The 15618-nt window shown below is 67.4% G+C and carries 12 protein-coding genes; 11 read left to right on the top strand and 1 reads right to left on the bottom strand.

Annotation, left to right across the window (positions count from 1 at the left end):
- Positions 1-104 precede the first annotated feature (104 nt).
- The 8 genes from NHN26_RS09300 to rpe all read left to right on the top strand — a co-directional run bounded on the left by NHN26_RS09300 (position 105) and on the right by rpe (position 9537).
- Positions 105-1112 carry a class 1 fructose-bisphosphatase gene (locus NHN26_RS09300; protein ID WP_253089206.1) on the top strand — a complete coding sequence of 336 codons (1008 nt, stop codon included), beginning with the start codon at positions 105-107 and terminating at the stop codon, positions 1110-1112.
- Positions 1113-1131: 19 nt separating this feature from the next.
- Complete coding sequence (locus NHN26_RS09295; RefSeq protein WP_253089205.1) at positions 1132-2004, top strand: phosphoribulokinase; 873 nt, start codon at positions 1132-1134, stop codon at positions 2002-2004.
- A 13-nt stretch (positions 2005-2017) separates the two neighbouring features.
- Positions 2018-4009 carry a transketolase gene (gene tkt / locus NHN26_RS09290; protein WP_253089204.1) on the top strand — a complete coding sequence of 664 codons (1992 nt, stop codon included), beginning with the start codon at positions 2018-2020 and terminating at the stop codon, positions 4007-4009.
- 13 nt (positions 4010-4022) lie between these two features.
- Positions 4023-5024: a type I glyceraldehyde-3-phosphate dehydrogenase gene (gene gap, locus NHN26_RS09285; RefSeq protein WP_253089203.1), complete on the top strand. Its 1002-nt coding sequence runs from the start codon at positions 4023-4025 to the stop codon at positions 5022-5024.
- Positions 5024-6232: a phosphoglycerate kinase gene (locus NHN26_RS09280; protein WP_253089202.1), complete on the top strand. Its 1209-nt coding sequence runs from the start codon at positions 5024-5026 to the stop codon at positions 6230-6232. Before gap ends, NHN26_RS09280 begins: the two co-directional genes overlap by 1 nt.
- A 12-nt stretch (positions 6233-6244) precedes the next feature.
- Positions 6245-7309 (top strand): class II fructose-bisphosphate aldolase, encoded by a 1065-nt coding sequence (fba, locus tag NHN26_RS09275; RefSeq protein ID WP_253089201.1) that lies wholly within the window; start codon positions 6245-6247, stop codon positions 7307-7309.
- Positions 7310-7392: 83 nt separating this feature from the next.
- Complete coding sequence (locus NHN26_RS09270) at positions 7393-8784, top strand: ribulose-bisphosphate carboxylase (protein WP_253089200.1); 1392 nt, start codon at positions 7393-7395, stop codon at positions 8782-8784.
- A gap of 57 nt (positions 8785-8841) precedes the next feature.
- Complete coding sequence (gene rpe, locus NHN26_RS09265; protein ID WP_253089199.1) at positions 8842-9537, top strand: ribulose-phosphate 3-epimerase; 696 nt, start codon at positions 8842-8844, stop codon at positions 9535-9537.
- Positions 9538-9572: 35 nt separating this feature from the next.
- Here rpe and NHN26_RS09260 read toward each other — a convergent pair whose 3' ends face one another.
- Complete coding sequence (locus NHN26_RS09260) at positions 9573-11042, bottom strand: leucyl aminopeptidase (protein WP_253089198.1); 1470 nt, start codon at positions 11040-11042, stop codon at positions 9573-9575.
- A 129-nt stretch (positions 11043-11171) separates the two neighbouring features.
- Here NHN26_RS09260 and lptF point away from each other — a divergent pair, with 129 nt between their 5' ends.
- Genes lptF through NHN26_RS09245 form a run of 3 tightly spaced genes read left to right on the top strand, consistent with a single transcriptional unit; the run spans position 11172 to position 15594 of the window.
- Positions 11172-12296 carry an LPS export ABC transporter permease LptF gene (gene lptF, locus NHN26_RS09255; RefSeq protein WP_253089197.1) on the top strand — a complete coding sequence of 375 codons (1125 nt, stop codon included), beginning with the start codon at positions 11172-11174 and terminating at the stop codon, positions 12294-12296.
- Positions 12293-13393: an LPS export ABC transporter permease LptG gene (gene lptG / locus NHN26_RS09250; protein WP_253089196.1), complete on the top strand. Its 1101-nt coding sequence runs from the start codon at positions 12293-12295 to the stop codon at positions 13391-13393. Before lptF ends, lptG begins: the two co-directional genes overlap by 4 nt.
- Positions 13393-15594: an LPS-assembly protein LptD gene (locus tag NHN26_RS09245; RefSeq protein ID WP_253089195.1), complete on the top strand. Its 2202-nt coding sequence runs from the start codon at positions 13393-13395 to the stop codon at positions 15592-15594. The genes lptG and NHN26_RS09245 overlap by 1 nt, the downstream gene beginning before the upstream one ends.
- Positions 15595-15618 lie beyond the last annotated feature (24 nt).

Below are 15618 nucleotides of genomic sequence, written 5' to 3'. Positions count from 1 at the left end.
TAAATTTTTTCTAACGCAGCTTCGAAGTTTTTAAATTCTGTACAGGGCGCGTTCTCATCTAGCAACCGGCATCGGCATCCCGCCGCCAGATTCGGGAGAAAACTATGCAGACGAAGAATCCGATCCGGGATTTGCAGCATATCCCCGCCGCGCTTCAGCCGCTGATGAACGCGCTTTGCGAGGTCGGCGCCGACCTGTCCAACACGATCCAGCGCGGGCCGCTGGGCGGTGCGCTGGGCGCGGAGGTCGGCGAGAATACCGGCGGCGACACGCAGAAGGCGCTGGACGTGCTGGCCGACGAGGCCTTTGCCCGGCGCCTGGCCACGGCGGATGTGCGCTGGTACGCCTCGGAGGAACAGGACAGCGTGGTCGAGCTTGACCCCGAGGGCCGCTTCGCGCTGGCGATCGACCCGCTGGACGGGTCGTCGAATATCGAGGTCAACGTGTCGATCGGCACGATCTTCTCGATCTTCGAGGCCAGGGAGGACGGCGATGCCAGCTTCCTGCGACCCGCGCATGAGCAGATCGGCGGCGGCTATATCATCTTCGGGCCGCAGACCATGCTGGTCGTCACCTTCGGCAAGGGCACGCAGGAATACCTGCTGGACCCCGACAGCAAGCAGTTCGTGCTGGTGCAGGAGGCGGTGAAGGTGCCGACGAACGCGCGCGAATTCGCGATCAACGCCTCGAACTACCGCCACTGGGCCAAGCCGATCCGGGCCTATATCGACGATTGCATCGCGGGCGACGAAGGCCCGCGCGAGAAGAATTTCAACATGCGCTGGGTGGCCTCGCTGGTGGCCGAGACGCACCGGATCATCAGCCGGGGCGGCGTGTTCCTGTATCCCGGCGACTCGCGCAAGGGCTATGAGAAGGGCCGGCTGCGCATGGTCTACGAATGCGCGCCCATCGCCTTTGTCATCGAGCAGGCGGGCGGGTCGGCGACGGATGCGCAGGACCGCATCCTCGACAAGACCGCGACCGAGCTGCATGCCCGCACGCCCTTCGTCTTCGGCTCGACCGACAAGGTCAGCCGCGTCGCCGCCTATCACGACCTTCCCGAACAGGAGGTCAACGCACTGTTCGGCAATCGCGGCCTGTTCCGCGTCTGAAGCCCCTGGGAGGATAGACATGAGCAAGAAACACCCGATCATCTCGGTCACCGGTTCGTCTGGCGCCGGCACCTCGACGGTCAAGCACACCTTCGACCAGATCTTCCGCCGCGAGGGCGTGAAGGCCGTGTCGATCGAGGGCGACGCCTTTCACAAGTTCAACCGCAAGGACATGAAGGCGGAACTCGACCGGCGCTATGCCGAGGGCGATTCGACCTTCAGCCATTTCAGCTATGAGGCCAACGAGCTGAAGGAGCTGGAGCGCGTGTTCCGCGAATATGGCGAGACCGGCACGGGGCGCACGCGCCACTATGTCCACGACAATGACGAGGCCGAGCTTTACGGCGTCCCGCCGGGCGAGTTCACCGACTGGGCGCCCTTCGAGGAGGGCTCGGACCTGCTGTTCTACGAGGGGCTGCATGGCGCGGTGGTCAATGACGAGGTGAACCTGCCCCGGCATGCGGATCTGAAGATCGGCGTGGTGCCGGTCATCAACCTGGAATGGATCCAGAAGATCCACCGCGACAAGGAAAAGCGCGGCTACACCACCGAGGCCGTGACCGACGTGATCCTGCGCCGGATGCATGCCTATGTGCATTGCATCATCCCGCAATTCACCGAGACCGACATCAACTTCCAGCGCGTGCCGGTGGTCGACACCTCGAACCCGCTGGTGGCGCGCTGGATCCCGACGGCCGATGAAAGCCTGGTGGTGATCCGGTTCAAGAACCCCCGCGGCATCGACTTTTCCTATCTGGTCTCGATGATCCATGGCTCCTGGATGAGCCGGGCGAACTCGATCGTCGTGCCGGGCAGCAAGCTGGACCTTGCGATGCAGCTGATCCTGACGCCGATGATCGAGCGTCTGGTGTCCGAATCGAAACGCGCCTGAGGAGGCAAGCGACATGAACGCCCCCAAGAAGATCGACACCGGCGCCGAGGCGCTGATGGCCACCGCCATCCGGGTGCTGGCGATGGATGCGGTGCAGGCCGCCAATTCCGGACATCCGGGCATGCCGATGGGCATGGCCGATGTGGCCGCCGTGCTTTACAACCGCTTCCTGAACGTCGACCCCTCCAGCCCGACCTGGCAGGATCGCGACCGCTTCGTGCTGTCGGCGGGGCACGGGTCCATGCTGATCTACGCGATCAACCACATGCTGGGCTATGCCGACATGGACATGGACCAGGTGAAGAACTTCCGCCAATGGGGCTATCGCACCGCCGGGCACCCGGAATACGGCCATGCCGACGGGATCGAGACCACCACGGGGCCGCTGGGCCAGGGTGTCACCACCGCGGTCGGCATGGCGCTGGCCGAGCGGATGCACAATGCCCGTTTCGGCGACGACCTGGTGGACCATTACACCTATGTCATCGCCGGCGACGGCTGCCTGATGGAGGGCATCAGCCACGAGGCGATCGACATGGCGGGCCATTGGGGCCTGGGCCGGATGATCGTGCTGTGGGACGACAACAAGATCACCATCGACGGCTCGACCGAGCTGTCGACCTCGACCGACCAGCTGGCGCGCTTTGCCGCCGCGCAATGGCATGTGCAATCGGTCGACGGCCATGACCGCGAGGCAGTCGCCGCCGCCATCGAGGCCGCGCGTCAGGATCCCCGCCCCTCGCTGATCGCGTGCCGGACGGTGATCGGCCAGGGCGCGCCGAACAAGGCGGGCAGCCACAAGGTCCATGGCGCGCCGCTGGGCGCCGAGGAGATCGCCGCGACGCGCGCGGCGCTGGACTGGCCGCATGAAGCCTTCACCCTGCCCAAGGCGGTCTATGACGCCTGGGGCGCGGTGGCCGCGCGCGGCCGTGCCGCCCGCGAGGGCTGGGAGGCGCGGCTGTCGGTGTCCGAGCAGGCGGGCGCCTTCGAGCGGTCCATCGCGGCCCCCGATGCCGGGGCGCTGGCCACGGCCATGGAGGCCTACAAGGCCAAGCTGTCGGCAGAGGCGCCCAAGGTCGCGACCCGCAAGGCCAGCGAGATGGCGCTGGAGGTCGTGAACGCGACGCTGCCCAACACGGCGGGCGGCTCGGCCGACCTGACGGGGTCGAACCTGACCGTCACCGCGGGCATGCAGCCGATGTCGAAGGACAATTACGCCGGCAGCTACATCCATTACGGCATCCGCGAATTCGGCATGTCGGCGGTGATGAACGGGATCGCGCTGCACAAGGGCTTTGTCGCCTATGGCGGCACGTTCCTGGTCTTTGCCGATTACGCGCGGCCCGCGATCCGGCTGTCGGCGCTGATGGGGCTGCCGGTGACCTATGTGATGACGCATGATTCCATCGGCCTGGGCGAGGACGGCCCGACCCACCAGCCGGTCGAGCATCTGGCGTCCTTGCGCGCCATGCCCAATCTCAACGTGTTCCGGCCCGCCGATGTGGTGGAAACTGCGGAATGCTGGGAAATCGCGGCGACCGCCAGCCAGACGCCCAGCCTGATGGCGCTGTCGCGGCAGAACCTGCCCTGCCTGCGCACCGAGCATAGCGCCGAGAACCTTGTGGCGAAGGGCGCCTATGTCCTGCGCGAGGCGGACGGGGCGCGCGACGTGACGCTGATCGCCACCGGATCCGAGGTCGAGATCGCGATGAAGGCCGCCGACCTGCTGGCCGAGGAGGGCATCAAGGCCGCCGTCGTCTCGGCGCCCTGTTTCGAGCTTTTCGCCGCGCAGGACGCGGGCTACAAGGCCGCCGTGCTGGGCAGCGCGCCCCGCGTGGGTGTCGAGGCCGCCATCGAACAGGGCTGGGCGGCGCTGCTGGGCGAAAGGTCCGCCTTCGTGGGCATGTCGAGCTTTGGCGCCTCGGCGCCGGCCGAGACGCTTTATGCCCAGTTCGGCATCACGCCCGCGGCCGTGGCTGCGGCCGCCAAGAAACTGATGAAGTAGGAAGGGTCCATTAATGACTGTGAAGGTTGCTATCAACGGCTTCGGCCGGATCGGCCGCAACGTGCTGCGCGCCATTGTGGAATCGGGCCGCACCGATATCGAGGTGGTCGCGATCAACGATCTCGGCCCGGTCGAGACCAATGCCCATCTGATGCGCTATGACAGCGTGCATGGCCGGTTCCCCGGCACCGTGACGGTGAATGGCGACACCATCGACGTGGGCCGCGGCCCGATCAAGGTGACGGCGATCCGCGACCCCAAGGACCTGCCCTGGGGCGATGTCGATATCGCGATGGAATGCACCGGCATCTTCACCGCGCGCGACAAGGCGGCGTTCCACCTGGAGAACGGCTCCAAGCGCGTTCTGGTCTCGGCGCCCGCCGATGGCGCGGACAAGACCATCGTCTATGGCGTGAACCATGACACCCTGACCGCCGCCGATACGGTCGTGTCGAACGCGTCGTGCACCACGAACTGCCTGAGCCCGGTGGCCAAGGCGCTGAACGACGCGATCGGCATCAATCGCGGCTTCATGACCACGATCCACTCCTATACGGGCGACCAGCCGACGCTGGACACGATGCACAAGGATCTGTATCGCGCCCGCGCCGCGGCGATGAGCATGATCCCGACCTCGACCGGCGCGGCCAAGGCCGTGGGTCTGGTGCTGCCCGAGTTGAAGGGCAAGCTGGATGGCGTGGCGATCCGGGTGCCCACCCCCAACGTTTCGGTCGTGGACCTGGTGTTCGAGGCCAGCCGCGCGACCAGCGTCGACGAGGTCAATGCCGCGATCAAGGCCGCGGCCGATGGCCCGATGAAGGGGATCCTGGGCTACACCACCGAGTCGCTGGTCAGCATGGATTTCAACCATGATCCGCATTCCTCGGTCTTCCACATGGACCAGACCAAGGTGATGGACGGGACCATGGTCCGCATCCTGACCTGGTATGACAACGAATGGGGCTTCTCCAACCGCATGGCGGATACCGCCGTGGCGATGGGGGCGCTGATCTGATGGCGTTCACGCCCCTGACATCGCTGGATGTTGCGGGCAGGCGCCTGGCGGTGCGGGCCGATCTGAACGTGCCGCTGACGCGGGACGGGGTGGGCGATGCCACGCGCATCGCCCGCTTTGCCCGCGGGATGAAACCCCTTCTGGACCAGGGCGCGCGGCTGATCGTGCTGACCCATCTGGGTCGGCCGAATGGCGAGTTGACCCCGGCACTGACAACCGAACGGCTGGTGCCCGCGCTGGCCGAGGCGCTGGGCCGGAAGGTGATGTTCAACGACACCTGCGTCGGTCCCATCGTGGAACGGCGGGGCGAGGCCTTGCAGCCGGGCGAGGTCCTGCTGTGCGAGAACCTGCGCTTCGAGCGGGGCGAGGAACAGAACGATCCGCGGCTGGGCGCGGGGCTGGCGCGGCTGGGCGACATCTATGTGAACGACGCCTTTTCCTGCTGTCACCGGGCGCATGCCTCGACCACGGCGGCGGTTCTGGCGGCCGAGCGGGTGGCGGCGGGGCCGCTGTTCCTGGCGGAACTGGCCGCACTGCAAGGGGCGCTGGACGAGCCGCAATCGCCCTCGGTCGCGCTGATCGGCGGGGGTTCGGTCGCGCCTCGGCTGGGGCTGCTGAAACGGCTGGTGCCGAAGATCAACACGATCCTTCTGGGCGGGGGGATCGCCAACGCGTTTCTCTTCGCGCGGGGCTATTCGATCGGGCGGTCCTTCATCGAGCCCGAATATGCCGAGGACGTGCTGGAGATCGCGGCGCTGGCCGAGGTGGCGGGCTGCCGGATCGTGACGCCCGACGATTTCGTGGTCGCGGGATTCCAGCGGGTGGGGATCAATTCCTACCCGGTGCCGCTGGGCGGCGTGCGGGCGAACCGGCGCATCCTGGATATCGGGCCGAACACCATCGCGCGCTATCAGGACATCCTGCGGGATGCGCGCACGATCCTGTGGAACGGCCCCATGGGCACCTACGAGACGCCGCCCTTCGATGCGGGCACGCGGGCGCTGGCGCAGAGCGTCGCGGAACTGACGCGCTCGGGTCTGGCGGTGTCGGTTGCGGGCGGCGGCGACACGCTGGTCGCGCTGAACCGCACCGGGGTCGCGCATGACTTCACCCATGTCTCCACCGCCGGTGGGGCCTTTCTCGAATGGCTGGAGGGCCGGACGATGCCCGGCCTCGACGCCCTTGAACGCAAAGCAGATGCAGCCTGACGGAGGACTTTGATGGCACTGATTACCCTGCGGCAATTGCTGGACCACGCGGCCGAACATGGCTACGGCGTGCCCGCCTTCAACATCAACAACATGGAACAGGGCATCGCGATCATGGAGGCCGCCAAGGCCGTTGACGCGCCCGTCATCATCCAGGCCTCGCGCGGGGCGCGGAACTACGCCAACGACATCATGCTGGCCAAGATGATCGAGGCGCTGTCGATGATCTATCCCGACATCCCGCTCTGCATGCATCAGGACCATGGCAACAACGAAGCCACCTGCATGTCGGCGATCAAGCATGGCTTCACGTCCGTCATGATGGACGGCTCGCTGGAGGCCGATGCCAAGACGCCCGCGAGCTATGAGTACAATGTCGAGATCACCGAGCGCGTCTCGACGATGGCGCATTGGGTCGGCGCCTCGGTCGAGGGCGAACTGGGCGTTCTGGGGTCGCTGGAAACCGGCGAATCCGAGGCCGAGGACGGCCATGGCGCCGAGGGCAAGCTGGATCACAGCCAGTTGCTGACCGATCCCGATCAGGCGGTGGATTTCGTCAGGAAGACCAAGGTCGATGCGCTGGCGATCGCCTGCGGCACCAGCCACGGCGCCTACAAGTTCTCGCGCAAGCCCGATGGCGAGATCCTCGCGATGAGCGTGATCGAGGCGATCCACAAGAAGCTGCCCGATACCCATCTGGTGATGCACGGTTCCTCGTCCGTGCCGCAGGAATTGCAGGACATCATCAACGCCCATGGCGGCGCGATGCCCCAGACCTTTGGCGTGCCGGTCGAGGAAATCGTGCGCGGCATCAGGATGGGCGTGCGCAAGGTCAATATCGACACCGATTGCCGGATGGCGATGACCGGCCAGTTCCGCAAGATCGCGCAGGAGAACCCCAAGGAATTCGATCCGCGCAAGTTCCTGAAACCCGCGATGGACGCCATGCGCGACCTGTGCCGGGAGCGGCTCGAAGCCTTCGGCACCGCCGGGAATGCCAGCAAGATCAAGGTGATCCCGATGGACGACATGGCCAAACGCTATGCCTCGGGCAGCCTCGATCCCAAGACCAACTGAGACAAGCGGCGCCCGGCCCCGGAAACGGCCGGGCGTCCGTCACGGAAACGCGCGCAAACCGGACACCCTCGGGGAGGACCCAAATGGACCAATCGAACCGCTACGCGCGCCTCGATCTTGACGAGAAAGACCTGATCGCGGGCGGCCGCCATGTGCTGTGCGCCTATATCATGAAGCCGAAAGAGGGCTTTGGCGACTACCTGTCGGTCGCCGCCCATTTCGCCGCCGAAAGCTCGACCGGCACCAATGTCGAGGTCTGCACCACCGACGAGTTCACCAAGGGCGTGGATGCGCTGGTCTACGAGATCGACCCGGCGCGCGAGCTGATGAAGATCGCCTATCCGGTGGAGCTGTTCGACCGCAACATCATCGACGGGCGCGCGATGCTGTGCTCGTTCCTGACGCTGACGATCGGCAACAACCAGGGCATGGGCGATGTCGAATACGCCAAGATGCACGATTTCTACGTGCCGCCCGCCTATCTGCGCCTGTTCGACGGCCCGGCGATGAACATCGCCGACATGTGGCGCGTTCTGGGCCGCAGCGTCACCGATGGCGGCATGGTGGTCGGCACCATCATCAAGCCCAAGCTGGGCCTGCGCCCGCAGCCCTTTGCCGATGCCTGCCATGAATTCTGGCTGGGCGGCGATTTCATCAAGAATGACGAGCCGCAGGGCAACCAGGTCTTCGCGCCGCTGAAGGACACCATCCGTCTGGTGGCCGACGCGATGAAGCGTGCGCAGGACGAGACCGGCGAGGCGAAACTCTTCTCGGCCAACATCACCGCCGACGATCCGTTCGAGATGATCGCGCGGGGCGAATACATCCTTGAGACCTTTGGCGAAAACGCCGATCACGTCGCCTTCCTGGTGGATGGCTATGTCACCGGCCCGGCCGCGATCACCACCTGCCGCCGCCAGTTCCCCAACCAGTTCCTGCACTATCACCGCGCGGGGCATGGCGCCGTCACCTCGCCCCAGTCGATGCGCGGCTATACCGCCTTCGTGCTGTCCAAGATGTCCCGCCTGCAGGGCGCGAGCGGAATCCATACCGGCACGATGGGCTTCGGCAAGATGGAGGGCGAGGCCGCCGACAAGGCCATGGCCTTCATGCTGGACCAGGACGCCGCCGACGGTCCCTACTACCATCAGGAATGGCTGGGGATGAAGGCGACCACGCCGATCATCTCGGGGGGCATGAACGCGCTGCGGCTGCCGGGCTTCTTCGACAATCTGGGTCATTCCAACATCATCCAGACCTCGGGCGGCGGCGCCTTCGGGCATCTGGATGGCGGCACGGCGGGGGCGAAATCGCTGCGCCAGGCGCATGACGCGTGGAAATCGGGCGTCGATCTGGTGGAGTATGCGCGCGAGCACCGCGAACTGGCGCGCGCCTTCGAGAGCTTCCAGAACGATGCCGACCGGCTCTATCCGGGCTGGCGCCAGAAGCTGGGCGTGATCGCCGCGGCCGAGTAAATCCCCGCGCGGCGTCTTCGGGCGCCGCGCTCAAACCCCATCGGGAGGAAACGCAAGATGTTCGACCGTTCCATCAAGATCGCCCCGTCGATCCTGTCCGCCGATTTCGCGAATTTCGGGGCCGAGATTCAGGCCATCGAGGCGCAGGGCGCCGACTGGGTGCATGTCGACGTGATGGACGGGCATTTCGTCCCGAACCTGACCTTCGGCCCGCCCGCGGTCAAGGCATTCCGCAAGCATGTCAAGACCTTCATGGACGTGCATCTGATGATCGCGCCGGTGGATCCCTATATCGAAGCCTATGCCGAGGCGGGCGCCGACATGATTTCCGCCCATGTCGAGGCGGGCCCGCATATCCACCGCACGCTTCAGGCGATCCGCGCGCAGGGCGTCAAGGCGGGCGTCGTGCTGAACCCCGGCACGCCCGCAGAGGCCGTGGCCGATGTGCTGGACATGGTGGACATGGTGCTGGTGATGACGGTGAACCCCGGCTTCGGCGGGCAGAAATTCATCCATTCCGGAGTGGAAAAGACCCGCAAGATCCGCGCGATGATCGGCGACCGGCCGATCCATATCCAGATCGACGGCGGCGTGACGCCGGACACCGCGCCGCTGGTCGCGGCGGCGGGGGCGGATTGCCTGGTTGCGGGGTCTGCGGTGTTCTCGGGCGGGTCGGTCGACAACCCCGAAATCTACGGCGCCAATATCCGGGCGATAAGGGCCGCGGCCGAGGCCGCGCTTAAAGCGGCCTGAGGGGCGGCGGGGGCGTTGGCGCCCCCGCGGCCGGCCTAGCCTTCGAAGCGGTCGGCCACCAGCCGGTCGAGCGCCAGCACGCCCCAGCCCGTCGGCCCCTTGGGGGCCAGCGGCGTTTCCTCGGGGGTGCGGGCGACACCGGCAATGTCGAGATGGATCCAGGGGGTTTCGGGCTTGACGAAGCGGTGCAGGAACTGCGCTGCGGTGATCGAGCCCGCGGACCGCCCGCCGCTGTTCTTGATGTCGGCGATCTGCGACTTGATGAGCTTGTCATAGGCCTCGCCCAGCGGCATCCGCCAGGCGCCCTCGCCCTCGGCCCCGGCGGCCTTGAGGAAATCGGCGCAGAAGGCGTCATCGTTCGAGAAGACGCCCGCATTCGCGTGACCCAGCCCGATGATGATGGCGCCGGTCAGCGTGGCCAGATCGACCATGGCGGCGGGCTGGAACCGGTCCTGCGCATACCAGAGCACGTCGGCCAGCACCATGCGGCCCTCGGCATCGGTGTTGATGACCTCGATCGTGTCGCCCTTCATGCTGCGCACGATGTCGCCGGGGCGCTGGGCGCGGCCATCGGGCATGTTCTCGACCAGACCCACAAGGCCCACGACGTTGGCCTTGGCCTTGCGCAGCGCGAGCGTGCGCATCACGCCCGCCACGACGCCCGCGCCGCCCATGTCCATGGTCATTTCTTCCATGCCCTGCGCGGGCTTGATCGAGATGCCGCCGGTGTCGAACACGACGCCCTTGCCGATCAGCGCGAGCGGCGCGGCATCCCGCTTGCCGCCGTTCCAGCGCATCACGACGACCTTGGAGGGGCTTTCGGACCCCTGCCCCACTGCCAGCAGCGCGCGCATGCCGAGCTTTTTCAGATCGTCCTCTTCGAGGATCTCGACATCCAGCCCCAGTTCCTGCATCGCGGCCAGCCGCGCGGCGAAATCGTCGGTGGTCAGGATGTTGGCGGGTTCGTTGACAAGGTCGCGGGTGAAGAACACGCCCTCGGCGCGGGCGGCCATGGGACCGGCCTCGGCGGCGACGGCCTCCGGTTTGGCGACCATCACCTTGACCTTGCCGGGCAGGGTCTTGTCGCCGGTCCTGTGGTCGGTGAACTCATAGGCGCGCAGCGCGAAGCCGAAGGCGATATCGGCCGCGCGCGGATGCGCCCCTGCCAGCATCAGCACATCGGCCGCGCCCTGCCGCTTGGCCAGCGCGGCGCCCGCGCGGCGCGCGCAGTCCGGCGCGGGGCGCTTGTCGAGCCGCACCACATCCACCGCCTCGGCGGCGAGCCCTGCGGGCCAGCCGAGCGTCGCGGCCTCGGCCGGTTTCAGCCTGGAAAACGCCTCGCTCGCCAAGAAGCGTTCCAGCGCGCCCTTCATCAGGCGGTTGAGCCGGCGGGCGGCGGGGTCGAGCTTGCCATCGGCGTCCAGGAAGACCGCGATCCGGCCCGATGCCGTGGCGATGGCTTCGAGATCGGTTTCGGCGAAGGTGATCGCGACGGGCGTGGTCATGGCGGGCTCCCTGTTTTCCTGTACCCGGCCCTACCTAGCCCCCTGCCCCGCACTTGACCAGATAGCAGTTTCCGGCCCTGCCCGATTGGTCTAACGTCCCTTCCGATCCGTGCCGCCCCAGGGGAAGATGTGCCCAGATTCGACCGATACCTGCTTGCGCAGCTGACCGTTCTTTTCGGCTTCTTCGCGCTTGTGCTGGTCTCGGTTTACTGGGTGAACCGGGGCGTGTCGCTGTTCGAGCAACTGATCGGCGACGGCCAGTCGGCGCTGGTCTTCCTGGAATTCGCGGCGCTGACCCTGCCCAACGTGATCCGGCTGGTGCTGCCGGTCGCGGCCTTTGCGGGCACGGTCTATGTGATCAACCGAATGACCTCGGAAAGCGAACTGGTGGTGATGCAGGCGCTGGGATGCAGCCCCTGGCGGCTGGCGCGGCCGGTGATGCTGTTCGGGCTGGCGGTGGCGCTGCCGATGGCGGTGCTGACGCATGTGCTGGTGCCCGCAAGCCGCGCCCAGCTGGACGAGCGGCGCGACGAGATCTCGCGCGATGTGGCGGCGCAGTTCCTGAGCGCGGGCCAGTTCCTGCACCCCGCCCGGGGCATCACCTTCTACATCCGCGATATTTCCGACCGGGGGGAGCTTTTCGACATCTACCTGTCGGATGCGCGCAGCGCGGGGACGCGGGTGACCTATATCGCGCGGCGCGCCCTGCTGGTCGAGGGCGGGACCGGGCCGAAACTGGTGATGTTCGAGGGGATGGCGCAATCCTACCGCTCCGACGACCGGCGGCTGTCGGTCGCGAGCTTCGAGGATTTCGCCTATGATATCGGGGCGCTGATCGACACCGCGCGGCTGCGTCCGCCCCGGCTCGAGACCCTGCCCACGCGCGCGCTGCTATGGCCGAGCGACGAGATGATCGCGGCCACGGGCGAGACGCGGGCGGTGTTCCTGGTCGAGGGGCACGAGCGCACCGCGCAGCCGCTGCTGGCGCTGGCGGGGGCGCTGATCGGCTATGGCGCGCTGCTGCTGGGCGGGTTCAGCCGGTTCGGGCTGGGCCGTCAGGTGCTGCTGGCGATCGTGCTGCTGATCGGGGTGAATCTTCTGGGCAACGCGGCGGCCGATCTGGCCCGGCGCGAGGCCGCGCTGTGGCCGGTGACCTATCTGCCGCCGCTGGCGGGGGCCGCGATGGGGGCGGCGCTGATCGCCTTCTCGGCGCGGCGGCGACGGGTTCCGGCGGGGATTGCGGGGCAGGCATGACGCTGCATCTCTACTTCGCGCGCAAGTTCACGCTGCTGGTCTTCGGGCTGTTCGGGATCTTCGCCGCGATCCTGGTGCTGTTCGACATGGTCGACCAGATCCGGCGTTTCGAGATCGGCAGCATCGGCTTTGGCGAGGCGCTGCACCTGTCGGCGCTGAGGGTGCCTGCGGATCTGTACACGATCCTGCCGCTGGTCGTGGTGCTGGCGACGGTGGCGCTGTTCCTGGGGCTTGCGCGGACCTCGGAACTGGTGATCACGCGGGCCTCGGGCCGGTCGGCGCTGCGCGCGCTGGTCGCGCCGGTGCTGGCCGCGCTGGTGCTGGGCGGGATCGCGGTGGCGATCATGAACCCGATCGTGGCGGCCACGTCCAAGCAGTACCGGCTGGTCACCGACCGCTACAAGACCGGCGAGACCAGCGTGCTGTCGGTCAGTTCCGAGGGGCTGTGGCTGCGCGAGGGCCGCGACGAGGGCCAGATCCTGATCCGCGCGGCGCGCACCAATCCCGAGGGCACGCGGTTCTTCGACGTGACCTTCCTGGCCTTTGGCCAGGACGGCCAGCCCGCCTGGCGGATCGAGGCGGCAGAGGCCGTGCTGGGGGTCGGAAGCTGGGAGCTGCGGGAGGCCAAGCGCTGGAGTTTCGACGCGGACACGCCCAATCCGGAACTGGCCGCGATCGAGCAGCCGCTTCTGTCGCTGCCCTCGGACCTGACCAGCCAGCGCATCCGCGACGGCTTTGCCCGGCCGTCGGCGATCGCGATCTGGGACCTGCCCGAATTCATCGCCGGCCTGGAGCGGGCGGGCTTTTCGGCGCGGCAGCACCGGGTCTGGTTGCAGATGGAACTGGCGCGGCCGCTGTTGCTGGCGGCGATGGTGCTGCTGGCGGCGGGCTTCACGATGCGGCACACGCGGTTCGGGCGCACCGGGCTGATGGCGATGCTGGCGCTGGGGCTGGGTCTTGGGCTTTTCTTCCTGCGCAATTTCGCGCAAGTCTTGGGCGAAACCGGGCAGATCCCGATAGCCCTTGCCGCCTGGAGCCCGCCGGTCGCGGGCATCCTGTTCTCGCTGGGGGTTCTGCTGCACCTGGAGGATGGCTGATGCGGCGCGCCCCCGCCCCCCTTGCGGCCCTGGCCGCGGCGCTGGTCGCCGCGGGCGCGCTGCTGCCGGGGGCGGCACCGGCCCAGACCGGCCGCCCGGCCGCGAGCGCGCCCGCCGACCTGCCCGCCATGCTGATCGCGGACCGGGTCAGCGTGGGGGAATTGCGCCAGCTTGTCGCCGAGGGCAATGTCGAGGTGCTGCATGGCCAGACGCGGCTGCGCGCCACGCGCATCGTCTATGACCGCGCGGGCGACCGGCTGAGCATCGAGGGGCCGATCCTGCTGACCACGGGCGAGGGCACGGTGCTGGTGGCCGACAGCGCCGCATTGTCGGCGGACCTGTCCGAGGGCATCCTGCGGTCGGCCCGGATGGTGCTGGACCGCCAGTTGCAGATCGCGGCGGCAGATATCCAGCGCGTTTCGGGGCGCTACACGATGCTGGACCGGACCGTGGCCTCGACCTGCCGGGTCTGTTCGGACTCCGAGGTGCCGCTATGGCAGATCCGCGCCCGACGGGTCGTGCATGACGCGCAGGAGCGCCAGCTGCAATTCGATGATGCACGGTTCGAGGTGCTGGGCGTGCCGGTCTTCTACCTGCCGCGCCTGCGGGTGCCCGACCCCTCGGTGGAGCGTGCCTCGGGCTTCCTGACGCCGGGGCTCCGGGTGACCGACCAGCTGGGCACCGGGGTGAAGCTGCCCTATTTCCTGACGCTGGGCGATCACCAGGACCTGCTGATCACGCCCTATGTCTCGACCAGCCGGACGCGCACGCTGGAACTGCGCTACCGCCGCGCCTTCCGCAATGGCGAGATCGAGGCCGAGGGCGCGGTCTCGCGCGATGACCTGCGGCCGGGCGAGACGCGCTATTACCTGTTTGCCGGGGGCGGGTTCGACCTGCCGCGCGATTTCCGGCTGGACCTCAATATCGAGGGGGTGTCCGATCCCGCCTATCTGCTGGATTACGACTATTCCGACAAGGACCGGCTGGACAGCGCGCTGGCGCTGACCCGGGCGCGGCGCGACGAGCTGATCACGGCCGACCTGATCTATTTCCAGACGCTGCGCGAGTCCGAGAGCAACCAGACGATCCCGTTCCTGGTGGGCGATCTGAGCTATACCCGGCGGATCGCGCCGCCGGTGATCGGCGGCATCGCCGGGTTCACGCTTGCGGCGCATGGCCATGAGCGCCGGTCGGGCGATCCGCTGGACGGCCCGGATTTCGACCCCTATGGCGACGGGCTGGATCTGGCGCGGTTTTCGGCCGGGCTGGACTGGCGGCGCGACTGGGTGCTGGGCAATGGCGTGCTGCTGGGCGTTCTGGGCGCGCTGGACATCGACCATTACCGCATCGGGGACGATCTGGTTTTCGAGGGCAGCCGCACCCGGACCACGCCCTCGGCGTCGGTCGAATTGCGCTGGCCGCTGGTCAAGGCGGGGGCGGGCGGCGCGACCCATGTGCTGGAACCCGTCGCGCAACTGGTCTGGAGCCGCGAGGACAGGGACGGCGTGCCCAACGAGGACAGCGTGCTGGTCGAGTTCGACGAGGCCAACCTGTTCTCGCTGACGCGCTTTGCGGGCGAGGATCTGCGCGAGGCGGGGCTGCGGGCCAATCTGGGGCTGGGCTGGACACGGTATGACCCGGCGGGCTGGTCGCTGGCGCTGATGGTGGGGCGGATCTGGCGCGAGGACGACCTCGGCCAGTTCGCGCCCGGCTCGGGGCTGGACGGGATGCGGTCGGACTGGCTGGCGGCGTTCACGCTGGACCTGCCCGGCAATCTGAGCCTGTCGAACCGCGCGCTGTTCGATGACGGGTTCGACTTTTCGCGCAACGACCTGCGGGTGGCCTGGGATGGCGAGCGGGTGGAACTGGCGTCGAGCCTGCTATGGGCCGAGGCGAACCCGGCCGAGAACCGCCCGGACGACCGGTCGGAATGGGTGATGGATGCCGCCTACCGGTTCCGCGACAACTGGATCGGCAAGACCGACTGGCGCTACGATTTCGTCGCCGACCGCGCCGCAAGGGCCGGTATCGGTCTGGAATACCGCAACGAATGCGTGACGGTCGATCTTTCCCTCTCGCGTCGGTTCACCTCGTCGACTAGTGTGGAGCCGAGCACGGATTTCGGCTTCACCGTGTCGCTGGCAGGGTTTGGCGCGCGCGCAGACGGGGCGGGCCTTGCGCGGCGTTGTGCAAGGTTCTGAGAGCAGGAAGAAGACGGAGGGACG

This window comes from Rhodovulum tesquicola, from assembly GCF_024128855.1.
GTDB classification, from domain to species: Bacteria; Pseudomonadota; Alphaproteobacteria; order Rhodobacterales; family Rhodobacteraceae; genus Rhodovulum; species Rhodovulum tesquicola.
Note: the sequence above shows the minus strand (reverse complement) of the source record. Positions and strands in the feature narration are given on the sequence as shown.

Coding starts and splice junctions, on each gene's coding strand:
- NHN26_RS09300 (WP_253089206.1), top strand. CDS start 105: ATGCAGACGAAGAATCCGATCCGGGATTTGCAGCATATCCCCGCCGCG.
- NHN26_RS09295 (WP_253089205.1), top strand. CDS start 1,132: ATGAGCAAGAAACACCCGATCATCTCGGTCACCGGTTCGTCTGGCGCC.
- tkt (WP_253089204.1), top strand. CDS start 2,018: ATGAACGCCCCCAAGAAGATCGACACCGGCGCCGAGGCGCTGATGGCC.
- gap (WP_253089203.1), top strand. CDS start 4,023: ATGACTGTGAAGGTTGCTATCAACGGCTTCGGCCGGATCGGCCGCAAC.
- NHN26_RS09280 (WP_253089202.1), top strand. CDS start 5,024: ATGGCGTTCACGCCCCTGACATCGCTGGATGTTGCGGGCAGGCGCCTG.
- fba (WP_253089201.1), top strand. CDS start 6,245: ATGGCACTGATTACCCTGCGGCAATTGCTGGACCACGCGGCCGAACAT.
- NHN26_RS09270 (WP_253089200.1), top strand. CDS start 7,393: ATGGACCAATCGAACCGCTACGCGCGCCTCGATCTTGACGAGAAAGAC.
- rpe (WP_253089199.1), top strand. CDS start 8,842: ATGTTCGACCGTTCCATCAAGATCGCCCCGTCGATCCTGTCCGCCGAT.
- NHN26_RS09260 (WP_253089198.1), bottom strand. CDS start 11,042: ATGACCACGCCCGTCGCGATCACCTTCGCCGAAACCGATCTCGAAGCC.
- lptG (WP_253089196.1), top strand. CDS start 12,293: ATGACGCTGCATCTCTACTTCGCGCGCAAGTTCACGCTGCTGGTCTTC.
- NHN26_RS09245 (WP_253089195.1), top strand. CDS start 13,393: ATGCGGCGCGCCCCCGCCCCCCTTGCGGCCCTGGCCGCGGCGCTGGTC.